Origin of the sequence: Rhodococcus mengyinensis (genome assembly GCF_048381435.1) — a bacterium.
GTDB lineage: Bacteria > Actinomycetota > Actinomycetes > Mycobacteriales > Mycobacteriaceae > Rhodococcus_F > Rhodococcus_F opacus_D.
Genome location: NZ_JBLWIT010000038.1, coordinates 209,925 through 225,206, shown reverse-complemented (window position 1 = coordinate 225,206; position 15,282 = coordinate 209,925). Strand labels below are relative to the sequence as shown.

15 protein-coding genes and 1 tRNA gene are annotated in these 15,282 nt (G+C 66.7%); 9 read left to right on the top strand and 7 right to left on the bottom strand.

What is annotated here, in order from left to right:
* Positions 1 to 118: 118 nt before the first annotated feature.
* The 6 genes from ACNJ7E_RS05800 (at position 119) to pstB (ending at position 5,997) form a co-directional block, all read left to right on the top strand.
* Positions 119 to 877 carry a winged helix-turn-helix transcriptional regulator gene (locus tag ACNJ7E_RS05800; RefSeq protein ID WP_280778705.1) on the top strand — a complete coding sequence of 253 codons (759 nt, stop codon included), beginning with the start codon at positions 119 to 121 and terminating at the stop codon, positions 875 to 877.
* A complete protein-coding gene (gene mshD, locus ACNJ7E_RS05795; RefSeq protein WP_280778704.1) occupies positions 874 to 1,791 on the top strand; it encodes a mycothiol synthase in 918 nt (305 codons plus the stop codon). The genes ACNJ7E_RS05800 and mshD overlap by 4 nt, the downstream gene beginning before the upstream one ends.
* 214 nt (positions 1,792 to 2,005) lie before the next feature.
* A complete protein-coding gene (pstS, locus tag ACNJ7E_RS05790) occupies positions 2,006 to 3,124 on the top strand; it encodes a phosphate ABC transporter substrate-binding protein PstS (RefSeq protein ID WP_280778703.1) in 1,119 nt (372 codons plus the stop codon).
* Between the two features lie 67 nt (positions 3,125 to 3,191).
* The gene (gene pstC / locus ACNJ7E_RS05785; protein WP_280778702.1) at positions 3,192 to 4,265 is read left to right on the top strand and encodes a phosphate ABC transporter permease subunit PstC; all 1,074 of its coding nucleotides are present in this window, start codon (positions 3,192 to 3,194) and stop codon (positions 4,263 to 4,265) included.
* A 3-nt stretch (positions 4,266 to 4,268) separates the two neighbouring features.
* The gene (gene pstA / locus ACNJ7E_RS05780) at positions 4,269 to 5,177 is read left to right on the top strand and encodes a phosphate ABC transporter permease PstA (protein ID WP_105412954.1); all 909 of its coding nucleotides are present in this window, start codon (positions 4,269 to 4,271) and stop codon (positions 5,175 to 5,177) included.
* Between the two features lie 43 nt (positions 5,178 to 5,220).
* Positions 5,221 to 5,997 carry a phosphate ABC transporter ATP-binding protein PstB gene (gene pstB, locus ACNJ7E_RS05775; protein WP_007301060.1) on the top strand — a complete coding sequence of 259 codons (777 nt, stop codon included), beginning with the start codon at positions 5,221 to 5,223 and terminating at the stop codon, positions 5,995 to 5,997.
* A 145-nt stretch (positions 5,998 to 6,142) separates the two neighbouring features.
* On the opposite strand, the gene phoU is transcribed toward pstB, so the two are convergent.
* From phoU to ACNJ7E_RS05755, 4 genes are all read right to left on the bottom strand, one after another.
* Positions 6,143 to 6,841, bottom strand: a complete 699-nt coding sequence (phoU, locus tag ACNJ7E_RS05770) for a phosphate signaling complex protein PhoU (RefSeq protein WP_105412955.1) — start codon at positions 6,839 to 6,841, stop codon at positions 6,143 to 6,145.
* 81 nt (positions 6,842 to 6,922) lie between these two features.
* On the bottom strand, positions 6,923 to 9,001 hold the full coding sequence (locus tag ACNJ7E_RS05765) for an LCP family protein (RefSeq protein ID WP_280778700.1): 2,079 nt from the start codon (positions 8,999 to 9,001) through the stop codon (positions 6,923 to 6,925).
* A 119-nt stretch (positions 9,002 to 9,120) separates the two neighbouring features.
* Entirely contained in the window at positions 9,121 to 10,263 is a 1,143-nt protein-coding gene (dusB, locus tag ACNJ7E_RS05760; protein ID WP_009477929.1) for a tRNA dihydrouridine synthase DusB, read from the bottom strand.
* 80 nt (positions 10,264 to 10,343) lie between these two features.
* Positions 10,344 to 11,300, bottom strand: a complete 957-nt coding sequence (locus ACNJ7E_RS05755; RefSeq protein ID WP_007301063.1) for an acyl-ACP desaturase — start codon at positions 11,298 to 11,300, stop codon at positions 10,344 to 10,346.
* A 499-nt stretch (positions 11,301 to 11,799) separates the two neighbouring features.
* Between ACNJ7E_RS05755 and ACNJ7E_RS05750 the strand changes: the two genes are divergently transcribed.
* Together ACNJ7E_RS05750 and ACNJ7E_RS05745 are read left to right on the top strand one after the other, a co-directional pair.
* Positions 11,800 to 12,189, top strand: a complete 390-nt coding sequence (locus ACNJ7E_RS05750; RefSeq protein WP_280778697.1) for an MmcQ/YjbR family DNA-binding protein — start codon at positions 11,800 to 11,802, stop codon at positions 12,187 to 12,189.
* Complete coding sequence (locus ACNJ7E_RS05745) at positions 12,186 to 12,788, top strand: hypothetical protein (RefSeq protein ID WP_283354460.1); 603 nt, start codon at positions 12,186 to 12,188, stop codon at positions 12,786 to 12,788. Before ACNJ7E_RS05750 ends, ACNJ7E_RS05745 begins: the two co-directional genes overlap by 4 nt.
* A 5-nt stretch (positions 12,789 to 12,793) precedes the next feature.
* Here the strand turns inward: ACNJ7E_RS05745 and ACNJ7E_RS05740 are convergent, their stop codons facing one another.
* Together ACNJ7E_RS05740 and ACNJ7E_RS05735 are read right to left on the bottom strand one after the other, a co-directional pair.
* A complete protein-coding gene (locus tag ACNJ7E_RS05740; protein ID WP_418339352.1) occupies positions 12,794 to 13,882 on the bottom strand; it encodes an NAD(P)-dependent alcohol dehydrogenase in 1,089 nt (362 codons plus the stop codon).
* A gap of 6 nt (positions 13,883 to 13,888) precedes the next feature.
* Positions 13,889 to 14,362 (bottom strand): DUF4334 domain-containing protein, encoded by a 474-nt coding sequence (locus tag ACNJ7E_RS05735; protein ID WP_418339351.1) that lies wholly within the window; start codon positions 14,360 to 14,362, stop codon positions 13,889 to 13,891.
* Between the two features lie 110 nt (positions 14,363 to 14,472).
* On the opposite strand from ACNJ7E_RS05735, the gene ACNJ7E_RS05730 reads away from it, so the two are divergent.
* Entirely contained in the window at positions 14,473 to 15,075 is a 603-nt protein-coding gene (locus ACNJ7E_RS05730; protein WP_280778692.1) for a TetR family transcriptional regulator, read from the top strand.
* A 43-nt stretch (positions 15,076 to 15,118) separates the two neighbouring features.
* Here the strand turns inward: ACNJ7E_RS05730 and ACNJ7E_RS05725 are convergent.
* A tRNA-Lys gene (locus ACNJ7E_RS05725) sits at positions 15,119 to 15,191 on the bottom strand.
* Positions 15,192 to 15,282 lie beyond the last annotated feature (91 nt).

Below are 15,282 nucleotides of genomic sequence, written 5' to 3'. Positions count from 1 at the left end.
GGCGCGCTACTCTGTCACCGACAAAAGTGTCGATACCTTCAGTGTCGATCTACCTGGACCGGCGGATGAACGATTCCGTCTGCCGGCCGGGTACGACGGCGACGAGATGGGAGGCTGTGTGGAGCTACTGCTTCTTACCTCCGACCCCAACCCCGAGGCAGTGCTGCCTGCCCTCGCCCTGCTGGCGCATTCGGTGCGGCCTGCCCCGACGGAGGTGTCCTCTCTCCTGGAAGCGAGCTCCGCCGACATCGCCCTGGTGGATGCGCGCACCGATCTCGCGGCGGCTCGCGGCCTCTGCCGGCTGCTGGGCAGCACGGGTTCCGCGGTTCCCGTGGTGGCAGTCCTCACCGAGGGTGGCCTGGTGGCGGTCAATTCCGACTGGGGCCTCGACGACATCCTGCTCCCGGGCACCGGACCGGCCGAGGTGGACGCCCGCCTCCGACTGCTGGTCGGACGCACCGGTGGCGTCGCGAGCCCGGAGGCTTCCGGCAAGATCACGCTGGGTGAACTGGTCATCGACGAGGGCACGTACACGGCCCGTCTGCGCGGCCGTCCCCTCGACCTCACCTACAAGGAGTTCGAACTCCTCAAGTACCTGGCACAGCACGCGGGTCGCGTCTTCACCCGCGCGCAGTTGCTGCAGGAGGTGTGGGGATACGACTTCTTCGGCGGTACCCGCACGGTCGACGTCCACGTGCGTCGTCTGCGCGCCAAGCTGGGCAGCGAGTACGAATCCTTGATCGGTACAGTCCGCAACGTCGGCTACAAGGCCGTCCGTCCCACCCGCAGCAAGTCGGGTGCGCCGGTGCCGCCCATCGACGACCTCGACGCCGAGGATGCGGACTTCGAATCCGCGGAAGGGCCGGCGATCCAGTGAGTGCTTCGGTTCAGTCCTGGACTGATCGACTCGACGGCAAGCAAGCTGCGGACGTGTCCGCACTGCTCGAACGCGCGACGGCAGCGGACGGAACCGCGCCGGTGTCGGAGCAGGGCGTGCACGCCGTGTCCGGCGCCGGTAGCGCCGGTGTCCGTCATCTCGTGGAGACCGACGCCGATCGGATCGTCGGGTATGCGCAGCTGCAGCCGGGTCACGGGGATCATCCCGCGATGGCCGAACTCGCCGTCGACCCCGAGGCCCGTGGCCGGGGAATCGGTGGCCGGTTGGTCACCGAGGTCCTGTCCGAGGGTGGTCCGGACGCCCGGGTGTGGGCGCACGGAAACCTGCCTGCGGCACAGGCGGTGGCGCAGCGCCTCGGGCTGACCGGTGCGCGCGAACTTCTGCAGCTCCGGCGTCCGCTCGCCGGTGCGGAACTCCCAGAACTCGTTGTGCCGGAAGATGTTTCACTCCGCGAGTACCGCGGCGTCGAGGACGATCCCGAGGTGCTGCGGGTCAACGCTGCCGCCTTCGCCTGGCATCCCGAGCAGGGGTCGTGGACCGAACGTGAAATGGCCGAGCGTCGTGCGGAGGCCTGGTTCGATCCGTCCGGACTGTTCATGGCGTTCGCCGCTTCGGACGAGCAGAGACTGCTCGGATTCCACTGGACCAAGGTGCACCCGAAGCAGGGCGACGTGCCGGCCGTCGGTGAGGTCTACGTGGTGGCGATCGGCCCCGACGCCCAGGGGCGTGGTCTCGGCCGGTTGCTGACGCTCGCCGGACTGCACTATCTGCGTGACCGCGGGCTCGGAGCGGTGCTGCTCTACGTCGAGGGCGACAATGCGTCGGCGCTGCATACCTACGACCGGCTCGGGTTCGAGCGGTTCCATACCGACGTCGCGTACGCGCGCGCCTGAGGCGCTTCTCTACTTCCGCACCTGTTGTTCGTCTCGGAAATGTGGACAAATGCTCGGTCTGTTCACCTTCCGTTCACCGATCGTGGTCCAACTGGACATTAGCTACCCCTAGGTTTCTCCGTGGGCAGCGCCGTGTTGCCTGGTGCAGATTTCAAAGAAACGCACCTCATGTCGCCGCCCGATCGCGGGCGAGACGGTATTTCCGGAGGACTAGGTGAATCTCAAGCGCAATGGCGCCCTGCTCGGTGCAGTGGCCCTGGGTGCCATGACCTTGGCCGCGTGTGGCAGCGACAACAACGCGGCGTCGAGCGGCGTCGACGCAGCGGCGTCCAACGCGACGTGCGAGGGCAAGGCCAACCTCTCCTCGGCCGGTTCCTCGGCCCAGAAGAACGCCATGGACCAGTTCGTCTCCACCTACATCTCCGTCTGCCAGGAAAAGGGCAAGACCGTCAACCTGGCGTACAACCCCAGCGGTTCCGGCGACGGACGTACCCAGTTCATCGCGGGCCAGATCGACTTCGCCGGCTCCGACTCGGCGATCAAGGCCGAGCAGGCCGAGCAGGCCAAGGCCCGTTGCGTCGGCGGCGAGGCCTGGAACCTTCCGCTCGTCTTCGGACCCGTCGCTGTCGCCTACAACCTCGACGGCGTCGAGGACCTGGTGCTGAACGGCGAGGTGACCGCCAAGATCTTCAACGGCACCATCAAGAAGTGGAACGACCCGGCCATCGCCGCGCTCAACCCGGGCGCCACCCTGCCGGACCAGGACGTCACCGCGATCATCCGCTCGGATTCGTCGGGAACCACCGACAACTTCCAGCAGTACCTCACGGCCGCCTCCAACGGCGCCTGGACCACCGGTGCAGGCTCCGACTTCACCGGCGGAATCGGTGAGGGCGCCAAGGGTTCGGCCGGTGTCGCGCAGGCAGTGGCCTCCGCTCCGGGCTCGATCACCTACGTCGAGAAGTCCTACGCCGACCAGAACAAGCTGTCTGCCGCACAGATCGACACCGGCTCCGGCCCCGTCGCGCTGTCGGACGAGTCCGCGGCGAAGGCGATCGAGGGTGCGCAGTTCAAGGGTGAGGGTGTGGGCGATCTGACCCTCGACCTCGGCTCGATCTTCGGCACCAAGGAAGCGGGTGCGTACCCGTTGGTGCTCGCCACCTACGAGATCGTGTGCTCGAAGGGCTACGACGCCGACACCTCCGCAGCGGTCAAGTCGTTCCTGACCAGCGCAGCGAACGAGGGTCAGGGCAACCTGGCCGAGCAGGGTTACGTGCCGCTGCCCGACTCCATGAAGGAGAAGCTGAACGCGTCGGTCGCCGCAATCGGCTGATCGTACCGTTAGTCGTTCGGACCCGCCCATGACTCGATATTCTGACCAGGAAAGATTGCGAGCGCAGATGAGTGAAGCGCACATCGAATCAGCACCTCGCGCCTCCGGCTCCGCTTCTGGCGGAGTCGGGGTGGGCGGTCCGAACGGCACCCCGGAGGCCGAGTTGAGTACCACCAAGGCCGAAGCCCCGACTCCGACAGGTGCACCGCGCAGCAAGTCCGTCGCGAGGCCGGGGGACCGGATCTTCAAGTCCCTCGCAACCACCTCGGCGATCTTCATCTCGATCCTCATCGCCGCGATCGGCATCTTCCTGATCTGGCGCGCAGTTCCCGCACTGAGCAGGAACCAGGTCAATTTCCTCACCAGCCGTGAGTGGGTCACTCAGAACATCAATGCCATGGCGTTCGGTGTTCTCGACCTGTTCCAGGTGACCGTGCTCGTCTCGCTGTTCGCTCTGATCCTCGCGATGCCCGTCGCCCTCGGCATCGCGATCTTCCTCACCGAGTACTCGCCGAACTGGCTCAAACGTCCGCTGGCGTACGTGATCGACCTGCTGGCCGCCGTGCCGTCGATCGTCTACGGCCTCTGGGGTCTGCTGGTGTTCGCTCCGGCGATCAAGCCGCTTGCCGTGTGGCTCAACGAAAAGCTCGGCTGGTTCCCACTGTTCGCGACCGGAAGCGGTTCCATCACCGGCGGTGGCACCATCTTCACCGCAGGTATCGTCCTCGCCGTCATGATCCTTCCCGTCATCACCGCGGTGACCCGCGAGGTGTTCGTGCAGACTCCGACGCCCCAGATCGAGGCAGCACTCGCGCTGGGTGCCACGCGGTGGGAAGTGGTGCGAACCACGATCATTCCGTTCGGCAAGTCGGGCTACATCAGCGGATCGATGCTCGGCCTGGGTCGCGCCCTCGGCGAGACCATGGCGCTCTACCTGATCCTGCGCACCACCTCGCAGCCCTTCGGATGGTCGCTGTTCGACGGCGGCGCCACCATCGCCTCGAAGATCGCTCTCGGCTACGCGGAGTTCAACAACAACATTCAGGCCGGCGCCTACATCGCCGCAGGTCTGGTGCTCTTCGTTCTCACCTTCGTCGTGAACGCCGCTGCCCGCGCCGTGATCGCAGGAAAGAAGGACTGACCCATGACCGCGACACTCGACAAGCCGGTCAAGGCCCCCACCTTCCAGGGGGTCGGTGTCCGCCGACGCATCACCGACCTCACCGCCACCGTCCTCGTGACGCTGGCAGTGCTCGTGGCGCTGGTCCCACTGGTGTGGGTCCTGGTCACCGCTGTCATCAAGGGAATCCCTGCCCTGACGTCGGCCACCTGGTTCACCCACTCGCTCAGCGGACTGACTTCCTCGGCGGCGGGCGGCGGCATCTACCACGCGCTGATCGGCACGATTCTGCAGGGAATCGTCTGCGCGGTGCTGTCCATTCCGCTCGGACTGTTCGTTGCGATCTATCTCGTCGAGTACGCCGACCGGAAGTCGCGGCTCGCGAAGCTCACCACCTTCATGGTCGACATCCTGAGCGGTGTCCCGTCCATCGTGGCCGCCCTCTTCATCTACGCCTTGTGGATCGCGACGTTCGGTTTCCCCAAGTCCGGCTTCGCCGTTGCGCTCGCCCTGGTGCTGCTGATGGTTCCCGTCGTCGTCCGCAGCACGGAGGAGATGCTCCGCATCGTTCCGCAGGACTTGCGCGAGGCGTCGTACGCGCTGGGCGTTCCGAAGTGGAAGACGATCGCCAAGATCGTGCTGCCCACCGCACTGCCCGGCATCATCACGGGCGTCATGCTGGCGCTGGCCCGGGTGATGGGTGAGACTGCGCCGCTGCTGATCCTCGTGGGGTACGCACCCTTCATCAACTTCAACCTGTTCGGTGGCGAGATGGGCACGCTGCCCGGCGTCATGGTCGCCGAGATGAACAACCCGACCGATGCCGGTACCAACCGCATCTGGGGTGCGGCGCTGACGTTGATCCTCCTCATCGCCATCCTCAACATCCTGGCCAAGGTCATCGGCCACTTCTCACAGGTCCGCAGCAAGTGACACATACACTCGATTTCGAACACCAATCAGTAGGGAGCCGGTAATGGCCAAGCGTCTGGATCTCAAGGACGTCAACATCTACTACGGCAAATTCCACGCCGTCGCCGATGTCGGGCTGTCCGTCCCCCCGCGGAACGTGACCGCCTTCATCGGCCCCTCAGGCTGCGGCAAGTCGACGGTGCTGCGTTCGCTGAACCGCATGCACGAGGTGACTCCCGGTGCGCGCGTGGAGGGTTCGATCCTGCTCGACGGTGAGGACATCTACGGTTCCGGCATCGACCCGGTCGGCGTCCGCAAGACGATCGGCATGGTGTTCCAGCGTCCCAACCCGTTCCCGACGATGTCCATCAAGGACAACGTGGTGGCCGGACTGAAGCTGCAGGGCGAGCGCAGCAAGAAGCGTCTCGACGAGGTGGCCGAGCGGTCGCTGCGCGGCGCCAACCTGTGGACCGAGGTCAAGGACCGTCTCGACAAGCCGGGCGGCGGACTCTCCGGCGGTCAGCAGCAGCGTCTGTGCATCGCCCGGGCCATCGCGGTCTCGCCCGACGTCCTGCTGATGGACGAACCCTGCTCGGCGCTCGATCCGATCTCGACCCTTGCGATCGAGGACCTGATCACGGAGCTGAAGAAGGACTTCACCATCGTGATCGTCACCCACAACATGCAGCAGGCGGCGCGCGTGAGTGACCAGACGGCGTTCTTCAACCTCGAGGCCACCGGCAAGCCGGGCCGCCTCGTCGAGATCGACGACACCGAGAAGATCTTCTCCAACCCGACGCAGAAGGCCACCGAGGACTACATCTCGGGCCGCTTCGGATAGAGCGACACACACGAGAACGCCCCGGCCGGTACCGCGGTCGGGGCGTTCTCGCGTCTGCGGACGGCGACCTCGGGCGAACGAACGGGACGCTCGTACGGTCAGACCGTACGAGCGTCCCGTTCGCGCGAAAAGTGTTGGGGGAGTTCTACAGTTCGGGGTACGAGGTGAGGGTGTCGGCGTCGACGGCGGGCGTCTGGGTCTCGTCGGGCAGCTTGCCGGTGACGAGGAAGATCACCCGGCGGCCCACCTCGACCGCGTGGTCGGCGAAACGCTCGTAGAAGCGGCCGAGCAGGGTGACGTCGACCGCCGCGGCCACGCCGTGCTTCCACTCCCGGTCCATGAGGACGGTGAACAGGTGACGGTGGAGGTCGTCCATCGCCTCGTCCTCTTCACGCAGGCGCGCGGCCCGTTCGGGATCGCGCGTCTCGAGAACCTCGCGGGCAGCGGCGCCGATGGAGACGGCGATGCGCCCCATCTCGGCGAAGTAGCCGTTGACCTCTTCGGGAAGCACGTGGTTGGGATGTCGGCGGCGCGCGATCTTGGCGACGTGGAGAGCCAGCGCACCCATGCGATCGATGTCGGCGACGATCTGGATTCCGCTGACGACCGAGCGGAGGTCGCCGGCGACCGGCGCCTGCAGGGCGAGGAGGGCGAACGCCCGCTCCTCGCAGATGGTGCTGAGCTCGGTGATCTTGTCGTGCTCGCCGATCACCTGCTCGGCGAGGGAGAGATCTGCCTGGAGCAGCGACTGGGTGGCTCGCTCCATGGCGACCCCCGCAAGCCCCGCCATCTCACCGAGCAAGTCGGCAAGCTCGGTCATCTGTTCGTTGTAAGCCACGCGCATGAGGTCACAGCCTACGGTGCACGGGAAACCAAGTCACGATCACACGGTGAACGCGGGGTGAACGAGCGACCGGGCGGGCGCTCATTCGCAGGACGTGTCGCCCGCGTTCACAACCGCCAGGTCCGCGGGGATTTCCACGTCCTCGGGCTGACCCTCTCGCACGCCCGACATACTGAGCGGTGTGTCGATCGGGCTGGGCGTCTGGACGGTCCCGGAGAAGTTCGAACCGAGTGCGACCTCGACGACCGTCCCGAGTCCGGTGGTCGATTCGAGCACCGCACCCGGGAACGACGACGCCAGGGTCGCCGCCTCGGCTTCGTGGCCGGGCGAGAACCGGACGACGGTCTCACCGCTGGTTCCGGTGTAGTTGCCGACGTTGTAGATCTGGAACCCCTCGGCGGCCAGCGAGTCGGCCACGGTCGCGGCCAGTCCCGACTCACCCGATGCGTTCGACACCTGCACGGTCACGCTGGACGGGTCGACGGCCTGGACCGACAACGGCGCCGGCGCTGCCTGCGGTTCGGGGGCGGAGGGCAGGGGTTCCGCACGCTTCTCGCCGGGCAGCGCCTCGTCGTCGATGATGGCGCGGAAGATGGCCTTGATGTCGTCGGTGCGCGGAATCTCGTTGCCCCATTCGGTGGTGCCCGCGGTGGGCACCGTCAGGAACGTGACCGCGCCCGCGTCGACGTTCTGCAGTGAACGCCCGAGCGTGACCAGCGACTTCGTGTCGATGTTCTCGACGAACGTGTCGCGGGTGAACGCGTTGATGAAGCCGTTCAGCTTGCCGGGATTGAGCAGCACCTGACTGGACAGGGCGCCCCGCAGCAGGGCGGACAGGAATCTCTGCTGACGGTTGATGCGGCCGTAGTCGCCGTTGCCTTCTGCCTCGACATGTCGGGCGCGGACGAAGTTCAGTGCGGTCTTGCCGTCGAGCATCTGGGTGCCGGCCTCCGGCAGCACGGTGCCGAGGACGCCGTCCTCTAGCGGCTGGGTGGTACAGACCTTGACCCCGCCGATCTCGTTGACCATCGACTCGAAGCCGGCGAAGTCCATGCCGACGAAGTGGCCGATCTTGAGACCCGACATCTTCTGGATCACCTTCACCAGGCACTTCGGTCCACCGAGTGCGTAGGTGGCGTTGAGTTTGTCGCCGTCGGCGGCGGGAAACGTCTCCTCGGTGTAGGTGCCGCTGGCGTTGTCCCAGCCCTCACAGACGGGCCGCTCGACGTCCAGGTCGCGGGGGAACGACACCGCGACCACCCGGCTCCGGTCGGCGGGGATGTTGACGAGCATCACCGTGTCGGCGCGGGATCCCTCGGCATCGTCGATGGTTCCGGCACCCACTTCGCCGCTCGCGCCGGCGCGGGTGTCGCTGCCGACGATGAGATAGGTCTCGTCACCGGTCTGCCCGACGGCGTCGACGATGTCGGTCGACTCCGTGTCGAGTGCCGCGATCTGGTCGAACTTGCCCTCGGTGGAGCGGAGGTAACCCCAGACGATGCCGGTTCCGGCGAGTGCGACCACCGCCACGAGTGCGACGACGGCGCGTCCTGCTGCACGGAGACGCTTGCGTTTGCGGGTCTTGCTGAGAGCCAGGCGGGTGGTACCCGGGTTGCCGACCACCTGCGGTACCGCGGTGGTCTCGGCGGAATCCGCGACCCATTCGGGCTCAGGTGTGCTCTGCGGCGGCTCCGGGGGCGACGCCGCCGGAGGGGTCTCCCGCGGCGGAACCCCGGGAGGCGGTGGCTGCCGCTCGTCGATCGGGGGAATGATCTCGGTCTTGTCCGGATCGTCCGGCGCGCTCGGTTCCTCCCCGGAGACCTTCTTCACCAAGTCTGCGACGGAGAGCGCTTCGGTGGGCCCACCCGCGGCCCGGCGGCCGATCCGGCCGCTGTCGTGGCGGGACGGTTCGGCGCGTTCTACCTGCGCCCGGTGCTCGGGCGGCGCGGTCCGTTCGGGTGGCGCGGTCCGTTCGGGTGGCGCGGTCCGTTCGGGTGGCGCGGTCTGCTCGGGAGGCCGCCGTTCGGGCGGTGGCTGACGCGGCGGGAGTCGCCGCGGCCGTCCGGACTGGGCTTCTCGGTAGCTGGGATCCGCGAGAGGACGCTCCCAGGGGGCACGGGATTCGGGAGTCGGTGAGTCCGAGCTGTGATCATCACCCACCGATGCAACCTGACCTCTCCGCCGACTCGGACCTCCGTCGGCCTCGACGGATTCCAGCCATAGTACTTATCGAACGTCGAGGCTCCACACATGTAGCGAGGTGACGCGCGTTCGTGGTGCTAACCACCAGAATGCATGAGGTCGGCGCCGGCGGGCACCAGGCAGTCGTCGGGGTCGTCGAGCCACCCCTCGGGGAGCGCGACCGTGCCGGGTGACCCCTGTCGTCCGCGCGGTCCCTCGGCGTCCTTGGGGAACGGGATGGTCGGATCGAGCTGGACGAGGAGGTCGTCGAGTTCGGTCAGGGTGCTCACGAGGGCCATCGCGACCCGCAGCTCGGACCCGGCGGGGAAGCCGCGCAGGTACCAGGACACGTGCTTGCGCAGTTCACGCAGGCCCTTGTCCTCGCCGTGATGATCGGCGAGGAGTTCCGCGTGCCGGCGGATGATCGTGGCCACCTCGCCGAGATTCGGCGGAGTGGGCTGCGGTTTTCCGTTCAGCGCCGCGCTCAGCTCCGCGAACAGCCACGGCCGGCCGAGGCATCCGCGGCCGACGACGACGCCGTCACAACCGGTCTGCTCCATCATGCGGGCAGCGTCCTCGGCGGCGAAGATGTCGCCGTTCCCGAGAACGGGCACGTCGGTGACGTGCTCCTTGAGCCGGGCGATCTCGTTCCAGTCGGCTGTGCCGGAGTACCGCTGCGACGCGGTACGCGCGTGCAGTGCGACCGCGGCCGCACCTTCGCCGGCGGCGATCCGGCCTGCGTCGAGATGTGTGTGGTGTTCGGCGTCGATACCGACGCGGAACTTGACGGTCACCGGGACGTCGGTGCCCTCGGTCGCCTTCACGGCGGCGGCGACGATCCGGCCGAACAGCGTGCGCTTGTACGGCAGCGCCGCGCCGCCACCCTTGCGGGTCACCTTGGGAACCGGGCAGCCGAAGTTCATGTCGATGTGGTCGGCCATGTTCTCGTCCACGATCATCTTGGCCGCGGCGTACGTGGTGTCGGGGTCGACGGTGTACAGCTGCAGCGACCGTGGTGTCTCGGTCGGTCCGAACGTCGTCATGTGCAGGGTCGCGGGCTGCCGCTCCACCAGAGCGCGCGCGGTCACCATCTCACAGACGTACAGGCCGGACGTGCTGCCCGCGCGTTCCGTCTCGAGCTCACGGCATAGCGTGCGGAACGCGACATTGGTGATCCCGGCCATGGGGGCCAGAACCACCGGACTGCGCAGCTCGAGCGATCCGATACGAAGGGATGACATTGACGACCTCTGCGAAAGTGCTGGAACAAAAACTGTGCCCGGTACCGAATCCGGTACCGGGCACAGGATAACTGTTTACGTCACGAAGCCTTCTGCTCGCGCTTCTTGGCCTCGCGGGCCAGCATGCGGTCGCGCTGCTCCTCGAACTTGGTGGCCTGGCCCTCGAGGTTCTCGAGGAACTTGCCGAGGCTCTCGCGGACCTCTTCGCCGCGGGCGGTGAAATCGGTCCGCTCGAAGATGTTCCACTTGCGCAGGACGGGCATCACGACCTCTTCGAGGTGCTGACGCAGGTCGTAGATGCCGTGCTTGGCCATGAGCACACCGTTGCGCCGGAAGTTCGGCATGCCTGCGCCCGGCATCTGGAAGTTCTGGACGATCATGTTGATGGCCTCGAGCGCCTGATCGGGCGCGAGGTCGAGGGCTGCGCCGCACATGTTGCGGTAGAAGATCATGTGCAGGTTCTCGTCGGCGGCGATGCGCTGCAGCATCTTGTCGGCGATCGGGTCCTTGCACGCCTTACCGGTGTTGCGGTGGCTGACGCGGGTGGCGAGTTCCTGGAACGTCACGTACGCGACGGAGTGGAGGAAGCCGGCGTCGACGTCGGCGGGGGAGGCGAAGCCGTTCGTCATGTGCTCCATGCGGAAACGCTCGAGCTGGACGGGGTCGACGGCGCGGGTCACGACGAGGTAATCGCGCATCACGATGCCGTGACGGTTCTCCTCCGCGGTCCAACGACCGACCCACGTTCCCCACGCGCCGTCCTGCGAGAAGTTCTCGGCGATCTCGCGGTGATACGACGGCAGGTTGTCCTCGGTGAGGAGGTTCGTGATCATCGCGGCCTTGGCGACCTCGTCGAGCTGCGACTGCTCGGGATCCCAGTCGATGCCGCCCATCGCGGCGAAGTTGCGTCCTTCGTCCCACGGAACGTAGTCGTGGGGATGCCATTCCTTGGCCATGGAGATGTGGCGGTTGACGTTCTCTTCTGCAACCGGCGACAACTCCTGCAGCAGTTCGAGTTGGGTCAGATCCCTCGCCATGTGTAATGCCTCCAGTAGCTCAATTTGACTTTGTTCAGCCTACGGCACCGTAAGTAGGTTGGTAAACGCCGTCGGCGGCCCGGGAACCGTCCAAGTTACCGATCCGTAATGGATCTTCCGGGATGTGTCGCCGCCACGCGGCGAACCGTTACATGACAGTGTACTGATGAGCGTGCGTGTGCGGTGACCAGCGTAATCATCGCAGGGAGAGAACATCACAGCGACGCGCGGGCAGTTGTGGACGATCACAGATTTGTCGGTCTCCACAGATTCCCCGCCGTAACTCGAGCCGTGTCGGCGGTTGCGTGGGAGCCTGTTCGTCCGAGCTGTCGGTCTCCTGGGATTCGATCCACCCCAGGTGTGAATATCGCCACCCGGGCCCAGTCCGCCGCCCGCACCCTTTCCGAGCAGGCCACCCAGGACCCCGCCGAGCCCGCCGGAACCCCGCGTGTCCGTTATGCCGGTTGCGGTGGGTCGGGGCGCTGCCGACAATCGTCACATGGGCAACAACATGAGCCGCCTGGAACAGATCGTCGCCGAGTTGCCCGAAGCCGTGCGGGTGGACGTCGCCCAATGGGACGGACACCCGACGTTCCGGGTGCGGGGGAAGAATTTCGTGTTCAGTGACGTGGAGGCCACCCGGTTGACGGTGAAGCTCAGCGTCGACGAGGCCGAAGCGGTCGTCGCAACGGAACCAGGGGCCGAGCCCGCGGGATACGGTCTCGGTAGACACGGCTGGATCGCAGTGGACGTCGCGGACGCGGACGAGCCCCGCTGGAAACAGCTCCGTGAGTGGATCAGAACGTCGTACACGCTCGTCGCCCCGAAGCGACTGGCCGAGCAGGTGCTGGACGAAGAACTGTTGCCGACGCAGGGAGACCAGTCATGACGACCGAGGACAGCGCATCCACTTCCACACCGGCGAAATCGGGCCTGCCGGCGTGGGCCAAGAAGGCCATCGGCATCGCAGTCCTGCTGGTGATACTGGTCATCGCCTACTTCATCCTCGCGGCCTACCTGCCGCGGGCGTGGGCTCAGAACGTGGGTGGACTGGCGGGCGGCAGCTTCGGCGGCGGCATCCTGTGGGGACTGTTGTTCGGCACCCTGTGCACCCTGCTGCCGCTGCTGCTGGTCCGCGGAGCGTGGCGGCTGTTCCGCCGGCGCCGGTTCAAGCCGGTGCAGATCGTGTTGCTGATCCTCGGTGTCCTGGTGGTGCTGCCCAACCTGTTGACGCTCAGTGTGGTGCTCGGCGGCAACAGCGCAGCGCACGCGGGCGAACGGATCATGGACGTCGACGCGCCCGGATTCCGCGGCGCGTCGCTCGCCGGCGCCATCATCGGAGTGGTGCTGTTCCTCGGCGTCGCCGGAGTCAGCTTCACGTACCGCAAGCGCGGCGAGGATCTCGCCGAGATGCGAAGAGAAACGAAAGCGAAGGACGGACAGGTGGGCGACGGGCCGCCGGCCGGACCGTCACCTGCCACGCCCTAGCGAATTCACCACACGAGCACGGGCTTGATCACCGTGCCCGCGGCCTGATCGGCGACGGCGCGGTTGATGTCGTCGAATCGATACTCGGTGACGAGACGGTCATACGGGAACTTCCCGTCCGCGTGCAGCGCCAGCAACTGCGGAATGAACTGCTGCACCGAAGAATCGCCCTCGACGCAGCCGCGGAGGGTCTTGCCGCTCAGCATCAGATCCTGAATGTTCACCGCCACTTCGGGTGCGCCGAGACCGACGACCACCGCGCTGCCGCGCGCCCGCAGGGACGACAACGCCTGGCCGATGACGGCGGGGATCCCCGTGGTGTCCAGGGTGTGGGTGGAGCCCCCACCGGTCGCCGCACGGATCGCGGCGACCACGTCCTGCGATCCGGGATCGATCGCAACCGCGCCGAACTCTTCCGCGAGCGCACGGCGTGCGGGAACCGGATCGACTGCGAGAAGCGTTGCGACGCCGGATGATCGGGCCGCGAGCAGGGCGGCGAACCCGACGCTGCCCGCGCCGAAGACGACCACACTCGATTCGCTGACCGGCCGGAGCACGTTCAGTACCGCGCCCGCACCCGTCTGGAAACCGCAGCCGAGCGGCGCCGCGGCGGCCAGGTCTACGGACTTGTCCACGACCACGACGTTGTCGGCAGTCGCGAGAACGTGTTCGGCGAAGCTGGACTGGCCGAAGAAGGCGGCGCGCACGGGTTCGCCGTTCTGGGTGACGGTGGCCGAACCGTCCGCGCGCCTGCCTGAACTGTTCAGCCGGTGCGCATCGACGCAGTATGCCGGACCAGCGCTTCGGCATTGGTCGCAGTCGCCGCAGTGGCGGTAGCTGAGAATCACGTGATCACCGGGCGTCACCCCATTCACACGCGACCCGACGTCCACGACGATCCCGGCACCTTCGTGCCCGAGAACGGCGGGGCCGGCGGCGCGGGGGAGGGCCGCCTTGGTGAAGAGGTCCGTGTGGCACAGGCCGGTGGCGACGATGCGCACCAGTACCTCGTCCGCGCGGGGTTCGTCGAGTTCGACCGTCTCCAGCGTGAACGGGGAATCGGGTCCGCGTGAGAGCGCTGCTGTGACCTGCATTGGAACTCAGTCTCTTTCGAGCAGGAAGTAGTAGTGCCTGCCGTCGTCGAGGACCAGTGCGGACTTGCCGTTCATGATGCCCATCAGAGTGGAGTCGTCCACCTTCTTGAAGTGATCGAAGATGGGTGCGCCGTCGTACACCATGGTCGCGGTGACCTCGCCTCGGAACTCGATGTTCCACAGGCTGGCTTCGCCGTTGCCGGCCTTGACGTCGGAATAGAGGTTGCCGTCCGCGTCACGGCAGATCAACGGCTTCGCATCCACGAGGGAGTGGAACGTCTTTCCGTGCCAGCGGCTCGCGAACAGCTTCTCGTGGAGGCGGTGGCCGGTGGCGAAGTCGTCGCCCTTCCAGCTGCCGAGGATGTCTTCGGCCCTGACGGTGTCGAGCGCCGCCCACACGGTGTCGAGTTCGTCGGGGGAGACGCCGCTCTCGCGCCCCCGGAGCTCGTGGAACGTGCTGCGGGCCTGATCGATGTCCATGAAGAGTTCCTTGGGGTGAGGGGTGCGAGGTTTACGAACCAAACTGTTCGTCAACCGCGCACGCTACGCCGAACCAGATGGTTCGGCAACGGGCAATTTAGGATGTCGGAATGCGAACAGCGGGAGAAGCCACGCGGGAACGGATCCTCACCGCGGCCAAGGAGGAGTTCGCTCACCACGGAGTCGCCGGGGCCCGGATCAACCGCATCGCAGAGACGGCCCGAGCGAGCAAGGACCGTCTGTACGCGTACTTCGACAGCAAGGAAGCGCTGTTCGACGCCGTCATCGCGCAGTGGATCGCCGAGACGACCGAGCAGACGGCGCTGCGGGGAGACGATCTGCCGGGCTACGCGGGCCGGTTGTTCGACGACTACGTGGCGCACCCCGAGAACGCGAGGCTGCAGAAGTGGGCCGACCTGGAGATGCGCGAGCAGATCGCCGACAGCGATGCGCGGACCCTCGCGCTGCGGCCCAAGATCGCCGAGATCCGGCGAGGGCAGCAGGAGGGGTTCGTCGATCCGTCGTGGAACGCGGGCGAGCTGCTGCTCGTGATCACCGACATCGCCGTGTCGCTGGCCACCGCGCGTGGTGGACGCAAGCCGGAGGGGAAGTCGGGGGAGCGCACGGTGGCACAGCGGCGGCAGAGCGCTGTCGAGGCGGTTCGTCGTCTGATCGGGGCGCCTGCGACGTCGGAAGCGCCGAGATGTGGGTGAGTGCTCGTGCCCCTTACCCGGCATGTGCCGGGTAAGGGGAGAGTGCCCCCAGTAGGGCTCGAACCTACGACCTGCGGATTAAAAGTCCGTAGCTCTACCAACTGAGCTATAGGGGCGCGGGGCCAGAGTCTAGTGCGCAGACGGTGACCGAGAAAACAGGGCCCCCGGCACGGCGCGCCGCGCGGGGGTGAAATGCGTCGGCTCGGG